Source organism: Streptomyces lacaronensis, assembly GCF_047337785.1.
In the GTDB taxonomy this organism is placed as follows: domain Bacteria; phylum Actinomycetota; class Actinomycetes; order Streptomycetales; family Streptomycetaceae; genus Streptomyces; species Streptomyces lycopersici.
Genome location: NZ_JBLHDK010000003.1, coordinates 4,041,344 through 4,059,049 on the forward strand (window position 1 = coordinate 4,041,344; position 17,706 = coordinate 4,059,049).

Below are 17,706 nucleotides of genomic sequence, written 5' to 3' on the forward strand. Positions count from 1 at the left end.
CGTCCTCCCGTTACTCAGGGTTGTCCGCGAGCGATCTCGCCGCCCGGACGCAGTGGGCCAGCGCGGCGCGGGCATACCCGGGCGAGGCGCCCGCGAGCCCGCACGACGGGGTGACCACCACCGACTCCGCGAGAGTCGCCGGTGCCAGCCCCAGCCTGCGCCACAGCGTCCTGACACCCCCGACGCTACCGGCAGGGTCCGACAATGGGGTGTCGGTGGCGGGTACCGCGCCGACGAGGAGTGCCGTACCGCCTTCCACGGCTTCCCCGATCGCCTCCTCCTCACCCTCCGTGAGCAGTGACAGATCGAAGGAGATCCCCGCGACGCCCGCGCGCCGCAGCAGCCCGAACGGCACGGCCGGCGCGCACGAGTGCACCACCACCGGCCCGTCGGCCGCCTCCACCAGGGTCCGCAGCGCGCCCTCGACCACGCTCCGGTCCACGGCGGCGTGGGTGCGGTAGCCGCTCGCCGTACGGACGTTCCCGCGCAGCACCGACGTCAGCGACGGCTCGTCGAGCTGGAGTACCACCTCGGCGCCCGGCACCCGGCGGCGCACCTCCGCCAGATGGGCGCGCACGCCCTCGGCGAGCGAGGCCGTGAGGTCCCGGCAGGCGCCCGGGTCGCTCAGCGCGGCCTCGCCGCCGCGCAGTTCGAGGGAGGCGGCCAGGGTCCAGGGCCCCACGGCCGACACCTTGAGCGCGCCCCGGTGCCCCTGGGTGAACTCCTCCAGCGCGTCCAGGTCCTCGCCCAGCCAGGAACGGGCCCGCCGGGTGTCCCGGCCCGGCCGGTCGCTGATCCGCCAGCCGCTGGGCTCGACATGCGCGTACAGCTCGGCCAGCATCCCGGCGGTGCGTCCGATCATGTCCGCGCCGGGCCCGCGCGCGGGCAGCTCCGGAAGGTGCGGCAGGGCCTCCAGCGAGCCGGTGACGGTCTTCGCGGCCTCCCGCGCGTCGCCGCCCGGCATCGATCCGACGCCGCTCGCGGCCCCGGGGGGCCATGGGTGGTGGGTGTTGGTGCTCTTCTCGCTCACCAGCGAAGCGTAAGCGCTCCGCTGAAAGCGTTGATATGCCGTCGGTCGTCTGCGGCAACATTGTGGCTGGTCGCGCCCACGCGGCGGAGCCGCACATCGATACAGCCCCGCGCCCCTGCGGGGCGCACCCGAACCGCGACCGGCCTCCGCCGCCGAGATGGCTCAGCCGCGCGGACGCACCTGGAGGTCGGTGATCTCGGCGTCGTGCGGCAGGTCGAGCGCGGTCAGGATGGTCGTCGCCACGGTCTCGGGCGCGATCCAGCGCTCCGCGTCGTACTCCTTGCCCTCCTGCTGGTGCACCTTCACCTGCATCGGGGTGGCCGTGCGTCCCGGGTAGACGGTGGTCACCCGGACGCCGTTGCCGCTCTCCTCCCAGCGCAGCGCGTCGGCCAGCGCCTTGAGCCCGTGCTTGCTGGCGGCATACGCGGCCCACTGGGCGTTGGCGCGCAGCCCGGCGCCGGAGTTGACGAAGACGACATGCCCCTGGGCGAGCCGGAGCTGCGGCAGCAGCAGCCGGGTCAGCTCGGCGGGGGCCACGAGGTTGGCGGCGAGCTGGCGGTTCCACGCCTTCGGGGTCAGCTCCCCGACCTCGCCCAGGTCGACCACTCCGGCGATGTGCAGCAGCGAGTCCAGCCGGTCGGGCAGCGTCTGATGGCCCAGCGCCCAGGACAGCCGGTCCGGGTCGGCCAGGTCACCGACGACCGTCCGCACCCCCGGGAACCGGCCCGCCAGTTCCTTCGCCCGCCCGGCGTCCCGGGCGAGGAGCCACAGCTCGTCGCCGCGCTCGGCCAACCGCTCGGTGACCGCCGCGCCGATGCCCGAACCTGCCCCAGTAATCAGATGCGTTCCCATGCTCCCCAGCTTGCCTCACCCAGGGACGCGCCCCGACCAGGGTCCCGGCTTGGCGCGATCCCATGCCCGAAACCCGCGCGGACTTCCCGCCGAGCGCTCCCATCCTGTAACGGGCGCGGTTACGGGACCAACGCTCGGGCGGGTTCCGGATACGTCATGAGCTCGCCCGCGCACCACTTCTGGTCGCGTCCCCGGGACGACGCCGCCGGACCACAGCTCGCGAGGGACAGCCGCGACGGCGTCGCGCCATCCGGAGTCAAGGGTCGGATGGGCGGCGGCGATCTCCTCGGCCAGGGCAAGGCGGAGCGCGGCGGGGTCAGCGGGCGCATTCGCGTCGGCCATCCCTGACACCCCCAGATACCCGCAGAGCGCACCCGGGCGTCGCGCGGTGAGCGCGACGCCGCGGATGCGTGTCTCCAGTGGCACCCGCGTCAGACGGACTCCAGATACGTCATGGCCTCCGCCCCGTTCTCCGCGAAGAAGACCAGCTCGCTCAGCGGCCGGGGCAGGAACCCCTCCTCCTCCATCCGCTGGAACTGCTGCTTCAGGCCGTCGTAGAACCCCGCCGCGTTGAGCAGCACCACCGGCTTGATGTGCAGCCCGTGCTTCTTGAGCTCCAGGATCTCGGTGGCCTCGTCCAGCGTCCCGGTGCCGCCGACCATGATCACGACAGCGTCGGCGCGGGCGAGCAGCTGCGCCTTGCGCTCGGCGAGGTCCGCGGCGATCACCATCTCGTCGGCGTTCTCCCGCGCCTTGGCGGCGAGGAACTCCACGGAGATCCCGACCAGCCGCCCCCCGTGCTCCTGCACCCCGTCCGCCATCACCTTCATCAGCCCGACGTCGGACCCGCCCCAGACCAGCGTGTGCCCGCCCTTGCCGATCAGCTCGGCGAACTCGCGGGCGGGGGCGGTGTAACGGTCGTCGAGGTCGGCGGCGGAGCAGAAGACGCAGATGTTCATGCGCGCCACTCTACGAGCCGGGTCGGACACCCCCGCCGCCCCGCGCCACGGGTCGCGCCGTGGGGCGGATCTTTCCCCTCCCCGCCCCTTCCCGTAACCAGGGGCTCCACCCCTGGACCACCCCTGGACCCGGTGGCCCGGGGGCCAAGCCCCTGCCATGCGGCGCAGCCGCATACCGATGCTGCGGGAAGGGGCGGAGCCCGGATTTCGGGGCCTGGGGGAAGGCCGTTTTGAGGCCTGAGGCAGAACCCCAGTTACGGGGTCTGGGCAGAGCTCCAGTTACGAGGTCTGGGCAGAGCCCCAGTTACGGAGTCTGGGCAGAGCCCCAGTTTCCGGGAGGGGCGGGGAGGGGAGCAGCCCGCCGCAGGCGTCAAGACCCGCCGGGCCTCAGACGCCCTGTCGCCGCGCCCGGCCTTACCCTCTGTCCACCGCGCCGACATGGGCCAGCACCGCCGCGGCGCCGTCCTCCGCACCGATCGCGTCGGCGAACTCCGCCGCCCGGCGCCGGAGGGCGGATTCGGTCAGGCAGGTGGTGATCGCCGCGCCGAGGGATTCGGCGGTGAGCTCGTCGAGCGGCAGCGGCCGGGGGGCGACTCCGAGCCGGTGCAGTCGCGCCGCCCAGAACGGCTGGTCGGCCATGGCGGGCACCGGCACCGCGGGGACCCCGGCGCGCAGTCCGGCCGCGGTGGTGCCCGCTCCGGCGTGGTGGACGACGGCGGCCGTGCGCGGGAACAGCCAGTCGTGCGGGAGGTCACCGACCGCCAGGACGTCGTCCCCGGCCGCCGTCAGCCCGGCCCACCCCGCCTGCACCACCGCGCGCACCCCCGACCGGGCCACCGCCGCCGTCACGAGCTCGCCCAGCCGCTCCCCCTCGCCCGGCGCCATGCTGCCGAACCCGATGAACACCGGCGGCGGGCCGGCCTGGAGGAAGTCGACCAACTCGGCCGGGGGCCGCCAGCCGCGGGGCCGGGCCGGCCACCAGTAACCGGCGACCTCCACCCCGGACGGCCAGTCCGCCGGGCGCGGTACGACCAACGGGCTGAAGCCGTGGAAGACCGGCCGGATGTCCGCCCCCGTCGTCTGTGCGGTGGCGGTCGGCAGCCCGAGCCGGGTGCGCAGCCCCGCCACGGCGCCCTGCTGGAGCGCCCCGGCATCCGCCAACAGCCGCTGTCCCGCCGCCAGATTGCCGTCCGGCCCGAGATCCTCGGCGTCCGCCGCACCGGCCGGCGGGAACTCCCTCGTGGCACAGGCCGGTGCGAGGAAGGTGCCGATGACGGGGACGCCGGACGCCTCACCGGCCGCCCGGCTGAGCGCCGCCGGGCCGAACGCGGTGAGCACCAGGTCGGCCCCGTCCGCCACCGCCGCCGCCACCCCGTCGGCGAGCCGGTCCAGGAACGCCGACATCGCCGCCCGCGCCTCGGCCCACGAGGCCGCCCGCGCCCTGGCGCGGATCAACTCCCGTGGATCGCCCGGCAGCGGCCGGTGATCCAGGCCGCATCCGTCGATGAGCCCGGCGAAGGGCGGGTGTGCGGCCACGGCCACCTCATGACCAGCCTCCGCCAGACGCCGCCCCAGTCCCGTGTACGGAGCGACGTCCCCGCGCGAACCGGCAGTCACGATCAGAATCCGCATGTGATGATCCTCCTCGGCGAGCGTCGCCCGGCGCGCACTCGGACGACGGCGTTCGCCACGGACGCTAAGGGCTCCTGCGCGGTGGAGGTTCAAGCAACGGTGACGGGCGGCACCCAGGGCGGCGACACGATGGGCATCGGCGAGCTGGCCGCGCGCACCGGACTGCCGGTGAAGACCATCCGCTACTACTCGGACGCCGGGCTGCTGCCCGAGAGCGGACGCAGCCCGGGTGGCCACCGCAGATACGCCGCGGACGCGCTGCCCCGGCTCCGGCTGATCCAGCGCCTCCGCGCGCTCGGCACCCCGGTCGCCGCGATCGCCGCGGTGATGACGGGGGAACGCCCGCTGGCCGAACTGGTCACCCGTGAACTGGACGTCGTCCAGGCGCGGTTGCGGGAGGCGACGTGGCGCCAGGGGTTGCTGCGGGCCCTGGACGACTGCCCCGGCCCGGAACGGCTGCGCCGCCTCGCCCTGCTCGCCGGGGTGGGCAAGCTGGACGACGCCCACGACCGGCTGGTGCGGTACTGGCGCTGGGCGCTCCCGGCCAGGCTGCCGCGCCGCCTCGCCCAGGCCGTCATCGACGGCGCGGTGCCCACGCCACCGGCCGCCCCGACCACCGCGACCGTCCTCGCCTACGCCGAGCTGCATGCCCTGGCCACCGCGGACGACCGGCGCCGCCAGCCGCAGCCCCACCAGGTGGGCGACGTGGCGTCGTTCTACGCCGGTCTCCTGGACGCCTGCGCGCTGGCCGGTGAGGCCCTGGCAGCCAGCTGCCAGGACCGGCTCGCCGAAGCGCTCGGCCACTTCGTGCGCGCCTACGCCCGCATCGACGGCCACGACGACACACCGGCGTTCCGCGCGCATCTGCGCGCACTGTTCCGCCGCGGGACGCGCGCCGGTTCCTTCTCGCTGCGCTACTGGCGACAGGCCCTCGTCATCACCGGCGAGAGCCCGCCGCCCTCCGCGACCTCCGGCCAGGGGCACCTGGCGGCACCGCTCGCCGCCCTGCACCACCGGGTCGCGGCGCCGCCCCCTGACCGCGAAACCCGGTGAACGCCCCGGGCGACCAGCAGCGGGTACGGAACCCGCCACCGGCCACCCGACCGGATCAGAGGTCAGGGTCCAGGGGCCCCGGGTCAGCGGGTGAAGTGGAAGATGCCCCAGGTCACATGGCGGTTCCTGCCGCCCTCGACCCAGTTGCTCAGCCCCTTCTTCATATGGGTGAGGTAGTCGGCGCTGACCTGCTCCGCCAGGCCGTCCGCCTCCTGGCGCCGGGTTTCCTCCAGGACCCGGGCGTAGTGGGTGATCAGATGCTCGCGGTGTTCCTGGAAGCCGCCGCCGACCTCGATGAAGCCGAGCCGCGCCAGTTCATGGCGGTAGAACTCGGGCGACCCCATGGTCTCCAGATGGATGCGGTCCAGGATGGGGCGGAGGGTTTCGGCGGGGCAGCCGTCGGCCGCCATGGGGTCGGTGAAGATGAGGTGACCGCCGGGGCGCAGCACGCGGGCGGCCTCCTCCAGGGGGCGGGCGCGGTTGCCGCTGTGCAGGAACGCGTCCTGGGACCAGACGACGTCGACGCTGTCGTCCGGCAGCGGGATGGACTCGAAGGAGCCGTCCATCACCTCGATGGCCTCGGTCAGCCCGCGCTCGGCGTTCAGCGCGCGATGCCGCTCGTTCTCCACCTCGCTGAGGTTGAGCGCCATGACGCGGCAGCCGTACGTCTCGGCCAGATAGCGCGCCGAGCCGCCGAAGCCCGCTCCGAGGTCGAGGACGACGGAGGACTCGGTCAGGCCCAGCTGCCCGGCCATACGGGCCACGGTGCGCCTGCTGGCCTCGGCGATCGGCTCGTCGGGCCGGTCGTAGAGGCCGATGTGGATGTCCTCGCCGCCCCAGACACTCCAGTAGAAGGCGTCGGCGTCCGCGGAGTTGTAGTAGTCGCGGGCGGTGCCCACGGCTCCCGAATACTCCCCGTTGGCCGTGGCCGAACCGTTCGGCCCGACCGGCTCGTCCGTCGTGCGGTATTCCTTCTCCGCGACGTGGATGAAGAAGTCGGGCCGCTCCTCCCGGTAGGTGTGCTGGAAGTCGCCGTAGGTCTCGATCCGCTGGAAGCCGACCTCCTCCATCAGCCTGCGCGTGTAGTCCTTGCGCAGCGGAAACATGTTGAGGTGGTAGACGGATTCGTCGGGGAAGCTGTAGCGCATGCGCACCAGCCCCTCGTCCACGTACTCCGGTTCGACGGCGACGTCTTCTCCGCAGTAGTAGTACACATGCTTGCTGCTGTAGCCGCGATCGAGGATCGCGTCGTAGTTGCGGTGGTCCAGGATCAGGATTCCGTCATGCTTGAGCATGGCGTAGAACTCCGCGAGGGCCTTGCGCCGGTCGCGCTCGGAGAACAGATGTGTGAAGGAGTTCCCGAGACAGACGATGGCGTCGTACTCGCCGTGGGCGTCGCGGTTGAGCCAGCGCCAGTCGGCCTGGACGACGCGGAGGATGTGGTCACCATGCTTGAGCCCGTTGGAGAATGCCTGGGCGAGCATCTCGGCACTGCCGTCGGCGCTCACGGCCTCGAATCCGGCCTCGAGCAGCCGGACCGAATGGAAGCCGGTCCCGGTGGCCACGTCCAGGACCTTCTTGACGCCGCGCTCGCGCAGCAGGTCGATGAAGAACGTACCCTCGCTCTCCGCCCTCCGGTCCCAGTCGATCAGCGAGTCCCACTTTTCTACGAAGCTGGGTACGTACTCCTCTGTGTAGTGATCAGTGTCCCTGACATCAACTGGATTGTCGCCAAATTTCTGTACAGGTTGCGCAGAAATAACGGAACCTCCGGTGCTGAGACAGCGGACCACGGCACCCGTGTCCGCGGGGCGCATTCCCAGATTCACGTGCCGCATGCCACTGGAATGGCCGGGCGCACGTTAATTTCAGAAAAACTGATCGCGCCAAACGGAGATCAACCACCCAATCCTGACTTTCGGCTTCTTTCTCACCAAAAGTGGATATCACCGTGGAATTCTCTGCGGTCTTCCAGAGCCTTCAAGAGGCTTCCGGAGCCTGCCGAGGCCTTCCGAGGCCTTCCAGCACCGTCGGGACGACACCGACGGCACCGACGCTACGAGGCGACCGCCTGGGCCCGCTCGGTCGCGGCGATGGTCGCGGAGCCGACCACCCGGGTGTCGTCGTAGAGCACGATCGCCTGCCCGGGGGCCACGCCCCGCACCGGCTCGGTGAAGGTCACCCGCAGCTCGGTTTCCCCGATCCGCTCGGCCATCACCTCGGTTTCGCCGCCATGTGCGCGCAACTGGGCGGTGTACGTACCCGGGCCCACCGGAGGCGCCCCGCACCAGCGCGGTTTGATGGCGGTGAGGGCGGTCACGTCCAGGGCCTCGACGGGGCCGACCGTGACCGTGTTGTCCACCGGGGAGATGTCCAGGACATAGCGCGGCTTGCCGTCGGGCGCGGGATGCCCGATGCGCAGCCCCTTGCGCTGGCCGATGGTGAAGCCGTACGCGCCCTCGTGGGTGCCCAGCCTGTGCCCGTCCTCGTCGACGATGTCGCCCTCGGCCGTGCCGAGGTGCCGGGCCAGGAAGCCCTGGGTGTCGCCGTCGGCGATGAAGCAGATGTCATGGCTGTCGGGCTTCTTGGCCACGGCCAGGTCCCGCCGCTCCGCCTCCGCGCGGATCTCGTCCTTGGTGGTCAGGGTGTCGCCGAGAGGGAACATCGCGTGGGCGAGCTGGCGCTCGTCGAGCACGCCGAGGACATAGGACTGGTCCTTGGCCATGTCGCTGGCGCGGTGCAGCTCGCGCGAGCCGTCCTCGCGCTCCACGATCGTGGCGTAGTGCCCGGTGCAGACGGCGTCGAAGCCGAGGGCGAGCGCCTTGTCCAGCAGCGCGGCGAACTTGATCTTCTCGTTGCAGCGCAGACACGGATTGGGGGTGCGGCCCGCCTCGTACTCGGCGATGAAGTCCTCGACCACGTCCTCACGGAAGCGCTCGGCGAGGTCCCACACATAGAAGGGGATCCCGATCACATCGGCGGCCCGCCGGGCGTCCCGCGAGTCCTCGATGGTGCAACAGCCACGGGCACCGGTGCGGAACGACTGCGGGTTGGCGGAGAGCGCGAGATGGACACCGGTCACATCGTGGCCCGCCTCGGCCGCCCGCGCGGCGGCGACCGCGGAGTCCACACCGCCGGACATGGCGGCGAGGACGCGCAGCCGACGGCCGTCGCGGGGACCTGTGGGCGCACCGGGGAAGTCAGTCATAACCCCGCCAGCATAAGTCGCCACATGCGCAACGACTAAATGGGTATGGAGCGGCCTGCCACCGCCCCGCTCAGCTCGCCCGCGCCCGCTCCAGCACCCGCTGGACGAGGTCCAGGGCCTGGTCGGCGTCCTTGCCGAGGTAGATCAGATCGACGAAGGCGTGCTGGATGCCCGCCTCCCGCTCGGCCCGGACCAGGGCCGTCGCGATGTCGTCCACGGAGGCGTCGGCGCTCGGGTTGACGCGCAGGATCGCGTCGAATGCCGCCGGGTCCCGGCCCTCCCGCTCGACCGCTTCCCGCACCCCGGGCAGCCGCTCGGCGAGGGCGGCGATGGGGTCGGGCGCTCCGGACGTGGCGGGGACGACCGCGATGGGCAGCCAGCCGTCGGCGCGCCGGGCCACCCGGCGCATGGCCGCGGGCGCGAAGGCGGCGAGGTAGACGGGCGGGCGGGGGCGCGAGGCCGGTTTGAGGTCCACGTGGGAGGCGGGCACGGTCCAGTGGTCCCCGCGGTACTCGACCGGGTTCCGGGTCCACCAGGCGTCCAGGGCGTCCAGGCATTCGTCCAGGCGCCGGCCGCGCTCGGCCATGGGGACGTCCACCGCCTCGTACTCCTCGGGCGACCAGCCGGTGCCGAGCCCGACCAGCAGCCGCCCCGCGCTCAGCAGATCGACGGTGGTGAGGGAGCGGGCGAGCAGCGCGGGCGGGTACCAGGGGGCGTTGATCACATCGGTGCCGAGCCCGACCCGCTCGGTGGCCGCGGCGGCGGTGGCCAGCACGGCGAAGGGGTCCAGCGCGGCGCGGAATTCGGGCGGGATCACATCGGTGCCCGCGTAGCCGACGATCGGGTCGACCGGGGCGAGCAGGCGGTCCCCGACCCACAGGCTGTCCGCGCCGAGCTCCTCGGCCTGGCGCGCGAACCGCGCGATGTCCTCGGGGTGGTGGGCGAGCGGACCGAACTGGGGAAGGGCGAATCCGATACGCATACCGTCAGCTCCTCGTCGAGCGGATGGACACATTCCGGCGGACACGTTCCGGCGGACGCACTCCACAGTACGGAGAGGTACCGGGAAGTACGGGAGGCACGAGGCCCAGAGACAGTTCAAAGTTCATCTACCCGGGAGGCCAGAGGGCCACCACCCGGGACGAACGGTTCCCGCCATGATCCCGGCGGCCGGAACCCGACGCCCTCCCCCGCGCGTTGAGCGTTCCGTGAGCGAGACCACGACCGGCGGTGGACGCCGCGTCAACAGGCGCACCCTCCTGATCGGCGGTTCGGCGGCCGGTCTCGGGGCGGGTGTCGCGGCCTATGCCGCGCGGGACGAGCTGGCCCGGATGTGGTGGCGGCTGCCAGGGATCGACAAGCCCCGTAAGGCGGGGGCGGTCGATCAGCCGGGCGCGAAGTGGATCGCGGCCTCGGGGGCGAACTGGCGATGGGCGGACCGCCCGGACGACTACGTCATCGACCGGGTGGTGATCCATGTGGTCCAGGGCAGCTTCGACGACGCGGTGCGGGTCTTCCGGGACCCCGGACACCGCGCCGCGGCGCACTATGTGGTGCGCCGCGACGGGCATATCGCGCAGATGGTCCGGGAGCTGGACGTGGCGTTCCACGCGGGCAACCGCTCCTACAACGAGCGCAGTATCGGCATCGAGCACGAGGGGTTCGTGAGCGACCCGAGCTCCTTCACGGACCCGATGTACCGCGCCTCGGCACGGCTGACCGCGTCGATCTGCGAGCGGTACGACATCCCCCGGGACCGTGAGCACATCGTCGGCCATGTGGAGGTGCCGGGCACCGATCACACCGACCCCGGCCGCCACTGGGACTGGGACCGCTATATACGGCTGGTGCGAGCGGTGCGCGTGGCACGGACGGCGAAGTGACGGACCCGGCTCAGGCTCCGAAGACGATCGCGAGCGGACGGGCCGCGCTGTCGCTGGTGGGCCTGCTCGCCCGGCTGTCGCCGATGTAGAGCTTCTTGCCGGTGTAGATCATGGTGCACTCCCCGTAGGTGTCCATGTCGGACTCCACGTCCTTCATGTCGTCCGGGTGGGTCTGGAGCGTCTCCATCGCGAAGGTCTTGGGGTCGACGCGCACGACCCCGCCGGCCTCGCTGTACATGGAGCCCAGATAGGCGATCAGGGAGCCGTCGTCATCGGTCTGGACGGGGATCAGCGACCGGCTCTCCGCCATCTTCGTCTTCCCGGTCTCCTTACCGGTCTTCAGATTCAGGCCGCTGATCCGGTCCCCCGGGCCGCCGTGGTCCACGTCCACCTCCGAGGAGAGGTAGAGGGTGCTGCTCGCCTTGTCGAGGGCGAGCTCGGTGCAGCCCTCCACGCTCGTGGCCGGGCAGTTGGGCTGGTAACCCTTGGCCAGCACGTCGATCGTGCTGAGCAGCTTGCCCTGCTTGCCGCTGTCGTCGATGGTCAGGATGTCCGTGGTGCCGGTCCCGGCGTCCGAGTCGCCGGTGTCGACGGCCACGACGAGCGGCGCGGTGGAGATCACATGCGCGTACTCGACCTTCTCGTCCAGCTTGTAGGACGACTTCACATCGCGGGTCTTGGGGTCGACCGTCTGAACCTCCAGCCGCTCGGTGCTGGAGTCCTCGCTGTCGCAGCCCCGGATCGCGACGATCTTGTCATCGCCGCCCGCGTAGCCGTTGTCGTCGCAGTCCGCGAGGTACGCGGGCTTCCACAGCGGCTTGCCGTCGAGCGACCAGGCTCCGCCGCCGCCGGTGCCGCCCGCGGCCACGGTGCCACCGCCGATGGTGACCTCGTCGAACTGCACCCCGGCGTTGCCCTCGCTGTCCGACCCCTCCTTCTGCCAGACCAGCTTGCCCTTCTTCAGGTCGACAAGACCGACCTTGGTGCACAGCGCGTCCTCGCCCGCGCCGTCCCGGAACAGGATCGCGGTCAGACCGTCCTTGGTCATATGCGGTGAGGCCCAGCAGAGCTGTCCGCCGAGTGGAATCCGCCACTTGGACTCGGCGCCGTCCAGCGAGTAGCCGACGAGCTTGTTGACGTCGCCCTTCACAAAGGTCGAGTCCGTCACCCAGGTACCCATGGTGTTGGCCTCCTTGCCGACCTTCGGCATGGCGACCTTGCCCAGCGTCTTCGCCTGGGCGCCCTTGGACGAGCCCCCGCTCTCACCGCCGTCGTCATCCCCGGACCCGCAGCCGCTCACCAGGGCGGCCGCGAGGACCCCGCCCGCGATCAGCTTCAGGGCGGGCTTGGAGCGCCACCCCCGCGACGGCGGCCGCCGTACCCCCTGCGGCTGCGGGGGCTGGTGCGACGGCTGGTGGTGCGGCGGCAGCGAAGGCTGCGACATCGATGAACTCCTGGATTTCCCCGTGAAGAAAACCTGTGCGCTTATCCCGCATGACAGGTCTCGTTGACGGGTAAATCCTTTCCCACGGCTCTCCGCCATTTCAAGCGGAGATTGATGTTCCGTAGGTTATGTGAAATGGCCGCCGGAACAATTCGAATTCCGTGGTTATGATGAGGCGGTCCGGGCGGGGGCCGCCGGCGAGGCCGTCAGCTGAGCCCCGCCCCGCGCGCCCGTTCCACCGCCGGGCCGATCGCCTCCGCGACGGCCTCCACATCGGCCTTGGTCGAGGTGTGGCCGAACGAGAAGCGCAGGGTGCCCCGGGCCAGCTCGGGGTCGCTGCCGGTGGCCAGGACCACATGGCTGGGCTGCGCGACACCGGCCGTGCAGGCCGAGCCCGTCGAGCATTCGATGCCCTGCGCGTCCAGCAGCAGAAGCAGCGAATCGCCCTCGCAGCCGGGGAAGGAGAAGTGGGCATTGGCGGGGAGCCGGCCCGCCGGATCGGGGTCACCGCCGAGGACCGCGTCGGGCACGGCGGTACGGACGGCGGTGATCAGCGCGTCACGCAGGGCGCCGACCTCGCGGGCGAACTCCTCGCGGTGCTCGGTGGCATGCGTACCGGCCACGGCGAAGGCGGCGATGGCCGGGGTGTCGAGCGTCCCGGAGCGCACCTGACGCTCCTGGCCGCCGCCGTGCAGCACCGGCACGGGCGTGTACTCACGGCCGAGCAGCAGTGCGCCGATGCCATAGGGACCGCCTATCTTGTGGCCGCTGACGGTCATCGCGGCCAGCCCCGAGGCGGCGAAGTCGACCTCGATCTGGCCGAACGCCTGGACCGCGTCGGCATGCAGCGGAACGCCGAATTCGGCGGCGGTGGCGGCGAGTTCACGGACCGGCTGGACGGTGCCGATCTCGTTGTTGGCCCACATCACGGTGGCGAGGGCGACAGCCGAGGGGTCGCGGGCGATCGCCTCGCGCAGCGCCTCGGGGTGGACCCGCCCGAGGGAGTCGACCGGCAGCCATTCGACCCGCGCGCCCTCGTGCTCGGCGAGCCAGTCGACCGCGTCGAGCACGGCGTGGTGCTCCACGGGGCTGGCGAGCAGCCGGACGCGGGCCGGGTCGGCGTCCCTGCGGGACCAGAAGAGCCCCTTGACCGCGAGATTGTCGGCTTCGGTCCCCCCGGCGGTGAAGACGACCTCGCTAGGGCGGGCGCCCAGCGAGGCGGCCAGGGATTCGCGCGACTCCTCGACGGTACGGCGGGCACGCCGGCCGGCGGCGTGCAGCGAGGAGGCGTTGCCCGTGACGGCGAGCTGGGCGGTCATCGCCTGCACCGCCTCCGGGAGCATCGGGGTGGTGGCGGCGTGGTCGAGATAAACCATGGTGGCCTCGATTCTACGAGGCGTTGCGGGGGTGCGTACCGGGTGCGCGGCCGAGTGCGCGTGGGCGTGGCTTGCGCAGGGCTTTTCGCGCCATCTCTTCGGATCGTCCCGCGGTAACCCCTCGACAGCGGCGGTAAGGAGTGTCTACGGTTTTGCTCATGACAGGCACTGAGTGGAAGACCGGATGGAAGACCGAGTGGAACCTGGACCGCACCTACCTCAGCTCCTCCGGCGAGGTCCGCTGGGCCGCGTTCGGCGCGCCGGACGCGTCGCCGGTCGTGCTGCTGCACGGCACGCCGTTCTCGTCGTATGTGTGGCGGGGCGTCGCCCGTGCGCTGGCCGACCGGTACCGGGTGTTCGTCTGGGACATGCCGGGCTATGGGACCTCCGAGAAGCGGGCCGACCAGGACGTCTCGCTGGCCGCCCAGGGCCGGGTCCTCGGTGAGCTGCTCGAGGAGTGGGGACTGACCGGGGAGGGGGCGGAACCGGCCGTCGTCGCCCATGACTTCGGCGGATGTGTCGCCCTGCGCGCGCATCTGCTGCACGGTGCGAGGTATCGCCGGCTGGCGCTGGTCGATCCGGTGGCCCTTCCACCCTTCGGCTCCGCCGCCTATCAGCTGTTCGGCGGTCACGCCGAGGTCTTCGGGCAGCTTCCACCGGCGCTGCACCGGGCGCTGGTGCGGGAGTACATCGGGTCGACGGGCGGGCCGGGGCTGCACCCGGCGGTGTGGGAGCGGCTCGTCGAGCCGTGGTGTGGTGAGTCGGGGCAGCCCGCGTTCTACCGGCAGATCGCGCAGAACGATCAGCGGTTCATCGATGAGATCGAGGGACGATATGGGGAGGTTGAGCCTCCGGTGCTGGTGTGCTGGGGCACGGAGGATGCGTGGATTCCGGTGGCGCACGCGGATGAGCTGGCCGCTCGGATTCCGGGGGCGCGGCTTCGGCTGATCGAGGGGGCGGGGCATTTGGTGCAGGAGGACGCGCCTGCGGAGCTCACGGCTGTGCTCAGTGGGTTCCTCGGCGACGGCTGAGGGGCGCCTACGGCGATTGCTCCCCTATCCCGCCCCTTCCCGAACCGGGGCTCCACCCCGGGCCCCGGTCCTCAAACGCCGGACGGGCTGGATTGGGTGGGCTCGAGGTTCAGGTGCTCATCCGGAGAAGTTCGGCCGCGAAGAGGGCGATGTGGTGGCGCCAGGCCTTTTGGGCTTCGGTGCGTTCCGCATCGGCGGCCGCCGGGCCCGTTTGGGTGAGGATGAGGCGGGCGCCGTGGCCGGTGCCTTCGGTGAGCTCCCAGCGGACCGTTCCGGCGGGGTGGCCGCCGCGCTGCCAGTCGTAGGTGAGCATCCGGGGCGGGCGCGCCTCGGTGATCGGGCCCGCCGGGACCGCGTCCGTGCGGAAGCCCGAGGGGACCGGCGCTCCGGCCGCCGGTTCGGCGGTGGTGTCGGCGGCCGGGCCGGTCAGCGCCCGCCATGCCGTCTCGGCGGGGCGGACCAGCTGGCGCTCGAAGCGCAGCCGCCAGCCGCCGTCCCCGGTGGTCTCCACCGTGCCCTCGGCGAGCCCGAACGCCTCGACGTACTGCTCGTGCAGTTCGGTCATGTCGCCGTGGGCGACCTCCTCGCCGCCGAGCAGGGCCGCGAGCCCCGTGATGCAGGCGTGCCAGCCGGAGGCGAAGCTGGCCGCGCCGAAGCGGTCGCCGAAGGTGTGGGTGAGGGTCAGCACAGAGCCGTCGCCCTCGGGGCGCAGCTCCCAGCGGAGCTCGTCCTCGCCCCAGGTGAAGGCGAAGACATGGGGCGGATCGAGCTCGGTGACGACGCCGTCCATGTCCGGGCCCTCGCGCCCGGGGAAGACGAAGCCCATCCTGCCCCCGACCTTCAGCTCCACCTGGACCTCGGAGGGGAACCAGTGGACGAGCTGGGCGGGATCGGTGAGCGCCCGCCAGACCTTCTCCGGGGGATGGGCGAGCCGGCGCTCGAGGCGCAGGGCCGAGCGGCCGCCGTCGGACTGGGCGAGGGTGTCTTTCATGGCGCTTCTCCGTCGGGTGCGTCGGGGGGTGCGTCGCGTGCGTCGGGTGGCTCGGGTTCGCCGGTCGCCTCGGGGAGCTCCGGCATCGTGTCCAGGTGCCGTTCGAGCGCGTCGAGACGGTCGGTCCACAGCCGACGGTACGGCGCCAGCCAGGCGTCCACCTCGGCGAGCGGCTCCGGGCAGAGCTCGTACCAGCGGCGCTGGGCGTCCCGGCGGACCCGCACCAGACCGGCCTCGCGCAGCACCCGCAGGTGCTTGGAGGTGCCGGGCTGGGTGAGCCCCAGGTGCTCGGTCAGCTCACCGACCAGGCGGGGCCGCTCCAGCAGGAGGTCCAGGATCTGCCGCCGACTCGGCTCCGCGAGCACATCGAACGGTATGGCCATGGCCTCAACATAACGCCTCGGCTATATAACCGCAAGGGAATGAAAGCGTGGAGCGAGCCCCTCAGGGCTCCTCCGTCGCCGTACTGCGCCGGTTCCACGCCCTCGGCGCGCGCCAGCCGAACCGCATCGCCGCCAGCCGAACCGCGAACGCCATGGCGGCCGCGAGCGCACTCGTGGCCGCCGTAAGGGCGTCGAAATGGAGCAGCAGCGCCGCTGTCGAGGAGCCGACGATGGCCGGGACGGCGTACAGGTCCCGGTCCCAGCGCAGCAGCGAGGGCACCTCATGGGCGAGGAGGTCGCGGAGCACACCGCCGCCGACCGCCGTGGCCATGCCGAGGGTGACGGACGAGGTGAGGCCCAGCCCGAAGTCATGCGCCTTCATCGTGCCCTCGACGCAGAACAGCCCCAGCCCGGCCGCGTCGAAGACCCCCACCGCCGCCGTGATCCTCTCGACCTCGGGGTGGAGGAAGAAGACGAGCGCGGTGGCGACGAGCGGGGTGAGGAAGTAGCCGAGGTCGGTGAAGGCGATGGGCGGCACCGCGCCGATCACCAGATCGCGGAAGACACCGCCGCCCAGCGCGGTGACCTCGGCGAGCACCGCCATGCCGAAGACATCGAAGTTCTTCCGGACGGCGAGCAGCGCGCCGGATATCGCGAAGACGAAGATCCCGGCGACTTCCAGGGCGTGCTGGACGGACGGGGTGAACAGTTCGATGGGCACGCGACATTGTTATCCGCGAAGGCCCACGGCCCCGTCCGGACCCCGTCCCGTCTCAGCTGTCGGTCTTCTTCGTCACCTTCTGTACCGACTCGGCACCGGGCCTCTCCTCCGGCGCCTGGTCAGCAGCGTTCTCGGGGTGGTGGCAGGCCACCTGGTGGCCGGTGGCCAGCGACACCAGCGGCGGCTCCTGCCGCTTGCACACCTCGGTCGCCTTCCAGCACCGGGTGTGGAAGCGGCAGCCGGAGGGCGGGGCGATCGGCGAGGGCACATCGCCCTTGAGCAGGATCCGCTCCCGCTTGGCGCGCCGCCTGGGGTCCGGCACCGGCACCGCGGACAGCAGCGCCTTGGTGTACGGGTGCATGGGGCGCTCGTAGAGATCCTTGCGGTCCGCCAGCTCCACGATCTTCCCCAGGTACATCACCGCGATCCGGTCCGAGACATGGCGGATGACCGACAGGTCGTGCGCGATGATCACATACGTCAGGCCCAGCTCGTCCTGGAGGTCGTCCAGCAGGTTGACCACCTGCGCCTGGATCGACACATCCAGCGCCGAGACCGGCTCGTCGGCCACGACCAGCTTGGGCTTGAGGGCCAGCGCCCGGGCGATGCCGATGCGCTGCCGCTGACCGCCGGAGAACTCGTGCGGATAGCGGTTGTAGTGCTCGGGGTTGAGCCCGACCAGCGCCAGCAGCCGCTGGACCTCCGCCTTGATCCCGCCCTCGGGGGTGACGCCCTGGAGCCGGAAGGGCGCGCTGACGATCGCGCCTACGGTGTGCCGGGGGTTCAGCGAGGAGTACGGGTCCTGGAAGATCATCTGGACGTCGCGCCGCATCGGCCGCATCTGGGCGGTATTGAGATGCGTGATGTCCTTGCCCTCGAACTCGATCCTGCCCGAGGTGGGTTCGAGCAGCCGGGTGACCAGCCGCCCCATGGTGGACTTGCCGCAGCCGGACTCGCCCACCACGCCCAGGGTCTCCCCCGGCCGGACGTCGAAGTCGAGCCCGTCGACCGCCTGGACCGCTCCGGACTGCCGCTGGAACAGCCCCTTCTTGAGGGGGAAGTGCTTGACCAGACCCGACACCTTGAGCAGGGGCTCGGGCGACGTCGTCGCCTTCTCCGGGACCGTCATCTTCGGATCCTTCG

At 71.6% G+C, this 17,706-nt stretch carries 17 protein-coding genes; 4 read left to right on the forward strand and 13 right to left on the reverse strand.

What is annotated here, in order from left to right; genetic code table 11:
* Nucleotides 1-10: 10 nt before the first annotated feature.
* Nucleotides 11-964, reverse strand: a complete 954-nt coding sequence (locus ACMTAK_RS16985) for a methionine synthase (RefSeq protein WP_413812915.1) — start codon at nt 962-964, stop codon at nt 11-13.
* A 228-nt stretch (nt 965-1,192) separates the two neighbouring features.
* Entirely contained in the window at nt 1,193-1,882 is a 690-nt protein-coding gene (locus ACMTAK_RS16990; RefSeq protein ID WP_413807005.1) for an SDR family oxidoreductase, read from the reverse strand.
* Nucleotides 1,883-2,038: 156 nt separating this feature from the next.
* Between ACMTAK_RS16990 and ACMTAK_RS16995 the strand changes: the two genes are divergently transcribed.
* Nucleotides 2,039-2,230 (forward strand): hypothetical protein, encoded by a 192-nt coding sequence (locus ACMTAK_RS16995; RefSeq protein WP_413807006.1) that lies wholly within the window; start codon nt 2,039-2,041, stop codon nt 2,228-2,230.
* 83 nt (nt 2,231-2,313) lie between these two features.
* On the opposite strand, the gene ACMTAK_RS17000 is transcribed toward ACMTAK_RS16995, so the two are convergent.
* Both ACMTAK_RS17000 and ACMTAK_RS17005 read right to left on the reverse strand, forming a co-directional pair.
* Nucleotides 2,314-2,841, reverse strand: a complete 528-nt coding sequence (locus tag ACMTAK_RS17000; protein WP_413807007.1) for an LOG family protein — start codon at nt 2,839-2,841, stop codon at nt 2,314-2,316.
* A 414-nt stretch (nt 2,842-3,255) separates the two neighbouring features.
* Nucleotides 3,256-4,473, reverse strand: a complete 1,218-nt coding sequence (locus tag ACMTAK_RS17005) for a glycosyltransferase (protein WP_413807008.1) — start codon at nt 4,471-4,473, stop codon at nt 3,256-3,258.
* Nucleotides 4,474-4,476: 3 nt separating this feature from the next.
* Between ACMTAK_RS17005 and ACMTAK_RS17010 the strand changes: the two genes are divergently transcribed.
* Complete coding sequence (locus tag ACMTAK_RS17010) at nt 4,477-5,526, forward strand: MerR family transcriptional regulator (RefSeq protein WP_413812916.1); 1,050 nt, start codon at nt 4,477-4,479, stop codon at nt 5,524-5,526.
* Between the two features lie 83 nt (nt 5,527-5,609).
* On the opposite strand, the gene ACMTAK_RS17015 is transcribed toward ACMTAK_RS17010, so the two are convergent.
* The 3 genes from ACMTAK_RS17015 to ACMTAK_RS17025 form a co-directional block, all read right to left on the reverse strand.
* Nucleotides 5,610-7,364, reverse strand: a complete 1,755-nt coding sequence (locus tag ACMTAK_RS17015) for a glycine/sarcosine N-methyltransferase (protein ID WP_413807009.1) — start codon at nt 7,362-7,364, stop codon at nt 5,610-5,612.
* 218 nt (nt 7,365-7,582) lie between these two features.
* Entirely contained in the window at nt 7,583-8,734 is a 1,152-nt protein-coding gene (gene mnmA, locus ACMTAK_RS17020; RefSeq protein ID WP_413807010.1) for a tRNA 2-thiouridine(34) synthase MnmA, read from the reverse strand.
* A 70-nt stretch (nt 8,735-8,804) separates the two neighbouring features.
* Entirely contained in the window at nt 8,805-9,716 is a 912-nt protein-coding gene (locus ACMTAK_RS17025) for a TIGR03619 family F420-dependent LLM class oxidoreductase (RefSeq protein ID WP_413807011.1), read from the reverse strand.
* 226 nt (nt 9,717-9,942) lie between these two features.
* Between ACMTAK_RS17025 and ACMTAK_RS17030 the strand changes: the two genes are divergently transcribed.
* On the forward strand, nt 9,943-10,617 hold the full coding sequence (locus ACMTAK_RS17030; protein WP_413807012.1) for an N-acetylmuramoyl-L-alanine amidase: 675 nt from the start codon (nt 9,943-9,945) through the stop codon (nt 10,615-10,617).
* Nucleotides 10,618-10,627: 10 nt separating this feature from the next.
* Here the strand turns inward: ACMTAK_RS17030 and ACMTAK_RS17035 are convergent, their stop codons facing one another.
* Together ACMTAK_RS17035 and ACMTAK_RS17040 are read right to left on the reverse strand one after the other, a co-directional pair.
* Nucleotides 10,628-12,061 (reverse strand): hypothetical protein, encoded by a 1,434-nt coding sequence (locus ACMTAK_RS17035; RefSeq protein WP_413807013.1) that lies wholly within the window; start codon nt 12,059-12,061, stop codon nt 10,628-10,630.
* Nucleotides 12,062-12,267: 206 nt separating this feature from the next.
* Nucleotides 12,268-13,437 carry a cysteine desulfurase family protein gene (locus ACMTAK_RS17040; protein ID WP_413807014.1) on the reverse strand — a complete coding sequence of 390 codons (1,170 nt, stop codon included), beginning with the start codon at nt 13,435-13,437 and terminating at the stop codon, nt 12,268-12,270.
* 158 nt (nt 13,438-13,595) lie between these two features.
* On the opposite strand from ACMTAK_RS17040, the gene ACMTAK_RS17045 reads away from it, so the two are divergent.
* The gene (locus ACMTAK_RS17045; RefSeq protein WP_413807015.1) at nt 13,596-14,468 is read left to right on the forward strand and encodes an alpha/beta fold hydrolase; all 873 of its coding nucleotides are present in this window, start codon (nt 13,596-13,598) and stop codon (nt 14,466-14,468) included.
* Between the two features lie 109 nt (nt 14,469-14,577).
* Here ACMTAK_RS17045 and ACMTAK_RS17050 read toward each other — a convergent pair whose 3' ends face one another.
* The 4 genes from ACMTAK_RS17050 to ACMTAK_RS17065 all read right to left on the reverse strand — a co-directional run bounded on the left by ACMTAK_RS17050 (nt 14,578) and on the right by ACMTAK_RS17065 (nt 17,692).
* Nucleotides 14,578-15,459, reverse strand: a complete 882-nt coding sequence (locus tag ACMTAK_RS17050) for an SRPBCC family protein (RefSeq protein ID WP_413807016.1) — start codon at nt 15,457-15,459, stop codon at nt 14,578-14,580.
* Nucleotides 15,456-15,842: an ArsR/SmtB family transcription factor gene (locus tag ACMTAK_RS17055; RefSeq protein ID WP_413807017.1), complete on the reverse strand. Its 387-nt coding sequence runs from the start codon at nt 15,840-15,842 to the stop codon at nt 15,456-15,458. Before ACMTAK_RS17055 ends, ACMTAK_RS17050 begins: the two co-directional genes overlap by 4 nt.
* A gap of 61 nt (nt 15,843-15,903) precedes the next feature.
* The gene (locus ACMTAK_RS17060) at nt 15,904-16,563 is read right to left on the reverse strand and encodes a trimeric intracellular cation channel family protein (RefSeq protein WP_413807018.1); all 660 of its coding nucleotides are present in this window, start codon (nt 16,561-16,563) and stop codon (nt 15,904-15,906) included.
* Nucleotides 16,564-16,615: 52 nt separating this feature from the next.
* Entirely contained in the window at nt 16,616-17,692 is a 1,077-nt protein-coding gene (locus ACMTAK_RS17065; protein WP_413807019.1) for an ABC transporter ATP-binding protein, read from the reverse strand.
* Nucleotides 17,693-17,706 lie beyond the last annotated feature (14 nt).

Coding starts and splice junctions, on each gene's coding strand:
- ACMTAK_RS16985 (WP_413812915.1), bottom strand. CDS start 964: ATGCCGGGCGGCGACGCGCGGGAGGCCGCGAAGACCGTCACCGGCTCG.
- ACMTAK_RS16990 (WP_413807005.1), bottom strand. CDS start 1,882: ATGGGAACGCATCTGATTACTGGGGCAGGTTCGGGCATCGGCGCGGCG.
- ACMTAK_RS16995 (WP_413807006.1), top strand. CDS start 2,039: ATGAGCTCGCCCGCGCACCACTTCTGGTCGCGTCCCCGGGACGACGCC.
- ACMTAK_RS17000 (WP_413807007.1), bottom strand. CDS start 2,841: ATGAACATCTGCGTCTTCTGCTCCGCCGCCGACCTCGACGACCGTTAC.
- ACMTAK_RS17005 (WP_413807008.1), bottom strand. CDS start 4,473: ATGCGGATTCTGATCGTGACTGCCGGTTCGCGCGGGGACGTCGCTCCG.
- ACMTAK_RS17010 (WP_413812916.1), top strand. CDS start 4,477: ATGATCCTCCTCGGCGAGCGTCGCCCGGCGCGCACTCGGACGACGGCG.
- ACMTAK_RS17015 (WP_413807009.1), bottom strand. CDS start 7,364: ATGCGGCACGTGAATCTGGGAATGCGCCCCGCGGACACGGGTGCCGTG.
- mnmA (WP_413807010.1), bottom strand. CDS start 8,734: ATGACTGACTTCCCCGGTGCGCCCACAGGTCCCCGCGACGGCCGTCGG.
- ACMTAK_RS17025 (WP_413807011.1), bottom strand. CDS start 9,716: ATGCGTATCGGATTCGCCCTTCCCCAGTTCGGTCCGCTCGCCCACCAC.
- ACMTAK_RS17035 (WP_413807013.1), bottom strand. CDS start 12,061: ATGTCGCAGCCTTCGCTGCCGCCGCACCACCAGCCGTCGCACCAGCCC.
- ACMTAK_RS17040 (WP_413807014.1), bottom strand. CDS start 13,437: ATGGTTTATCTCGACCACGCCGCCACCACCCCGATGCTCCCGGAGGCG.
- ACMTAK_RS17045 (WP_413807015.1), top strand. CDS start 13,596: ATGACAGGCACTGAGTGGAAGACCGGATGGAAGACCGAGTGGAACCTG.
- ACMTAK_RS17050 (WP_413807016.1), bottom strand. CDS start 15,459: ATGAAAGACACCCTCGCCCAGTCCGACGGCGGCCGCTCGGCCCTGCGC.
- ACMTAK_RS17055 (WP_413807017.1), bottom strand. CDS start 15,842: ATGGCCATACCGTTCGATGTGCTCGCGGAGCCGAGTCGGCGGCAGATC.
- ACMTAK_RS17065 (WP_413807019.1), bottom strand. CDS start 17,692: ATGACGGTCCCGGAGAAGGCGACGACGTCGCCCGAGCCCCTGCTCAAG.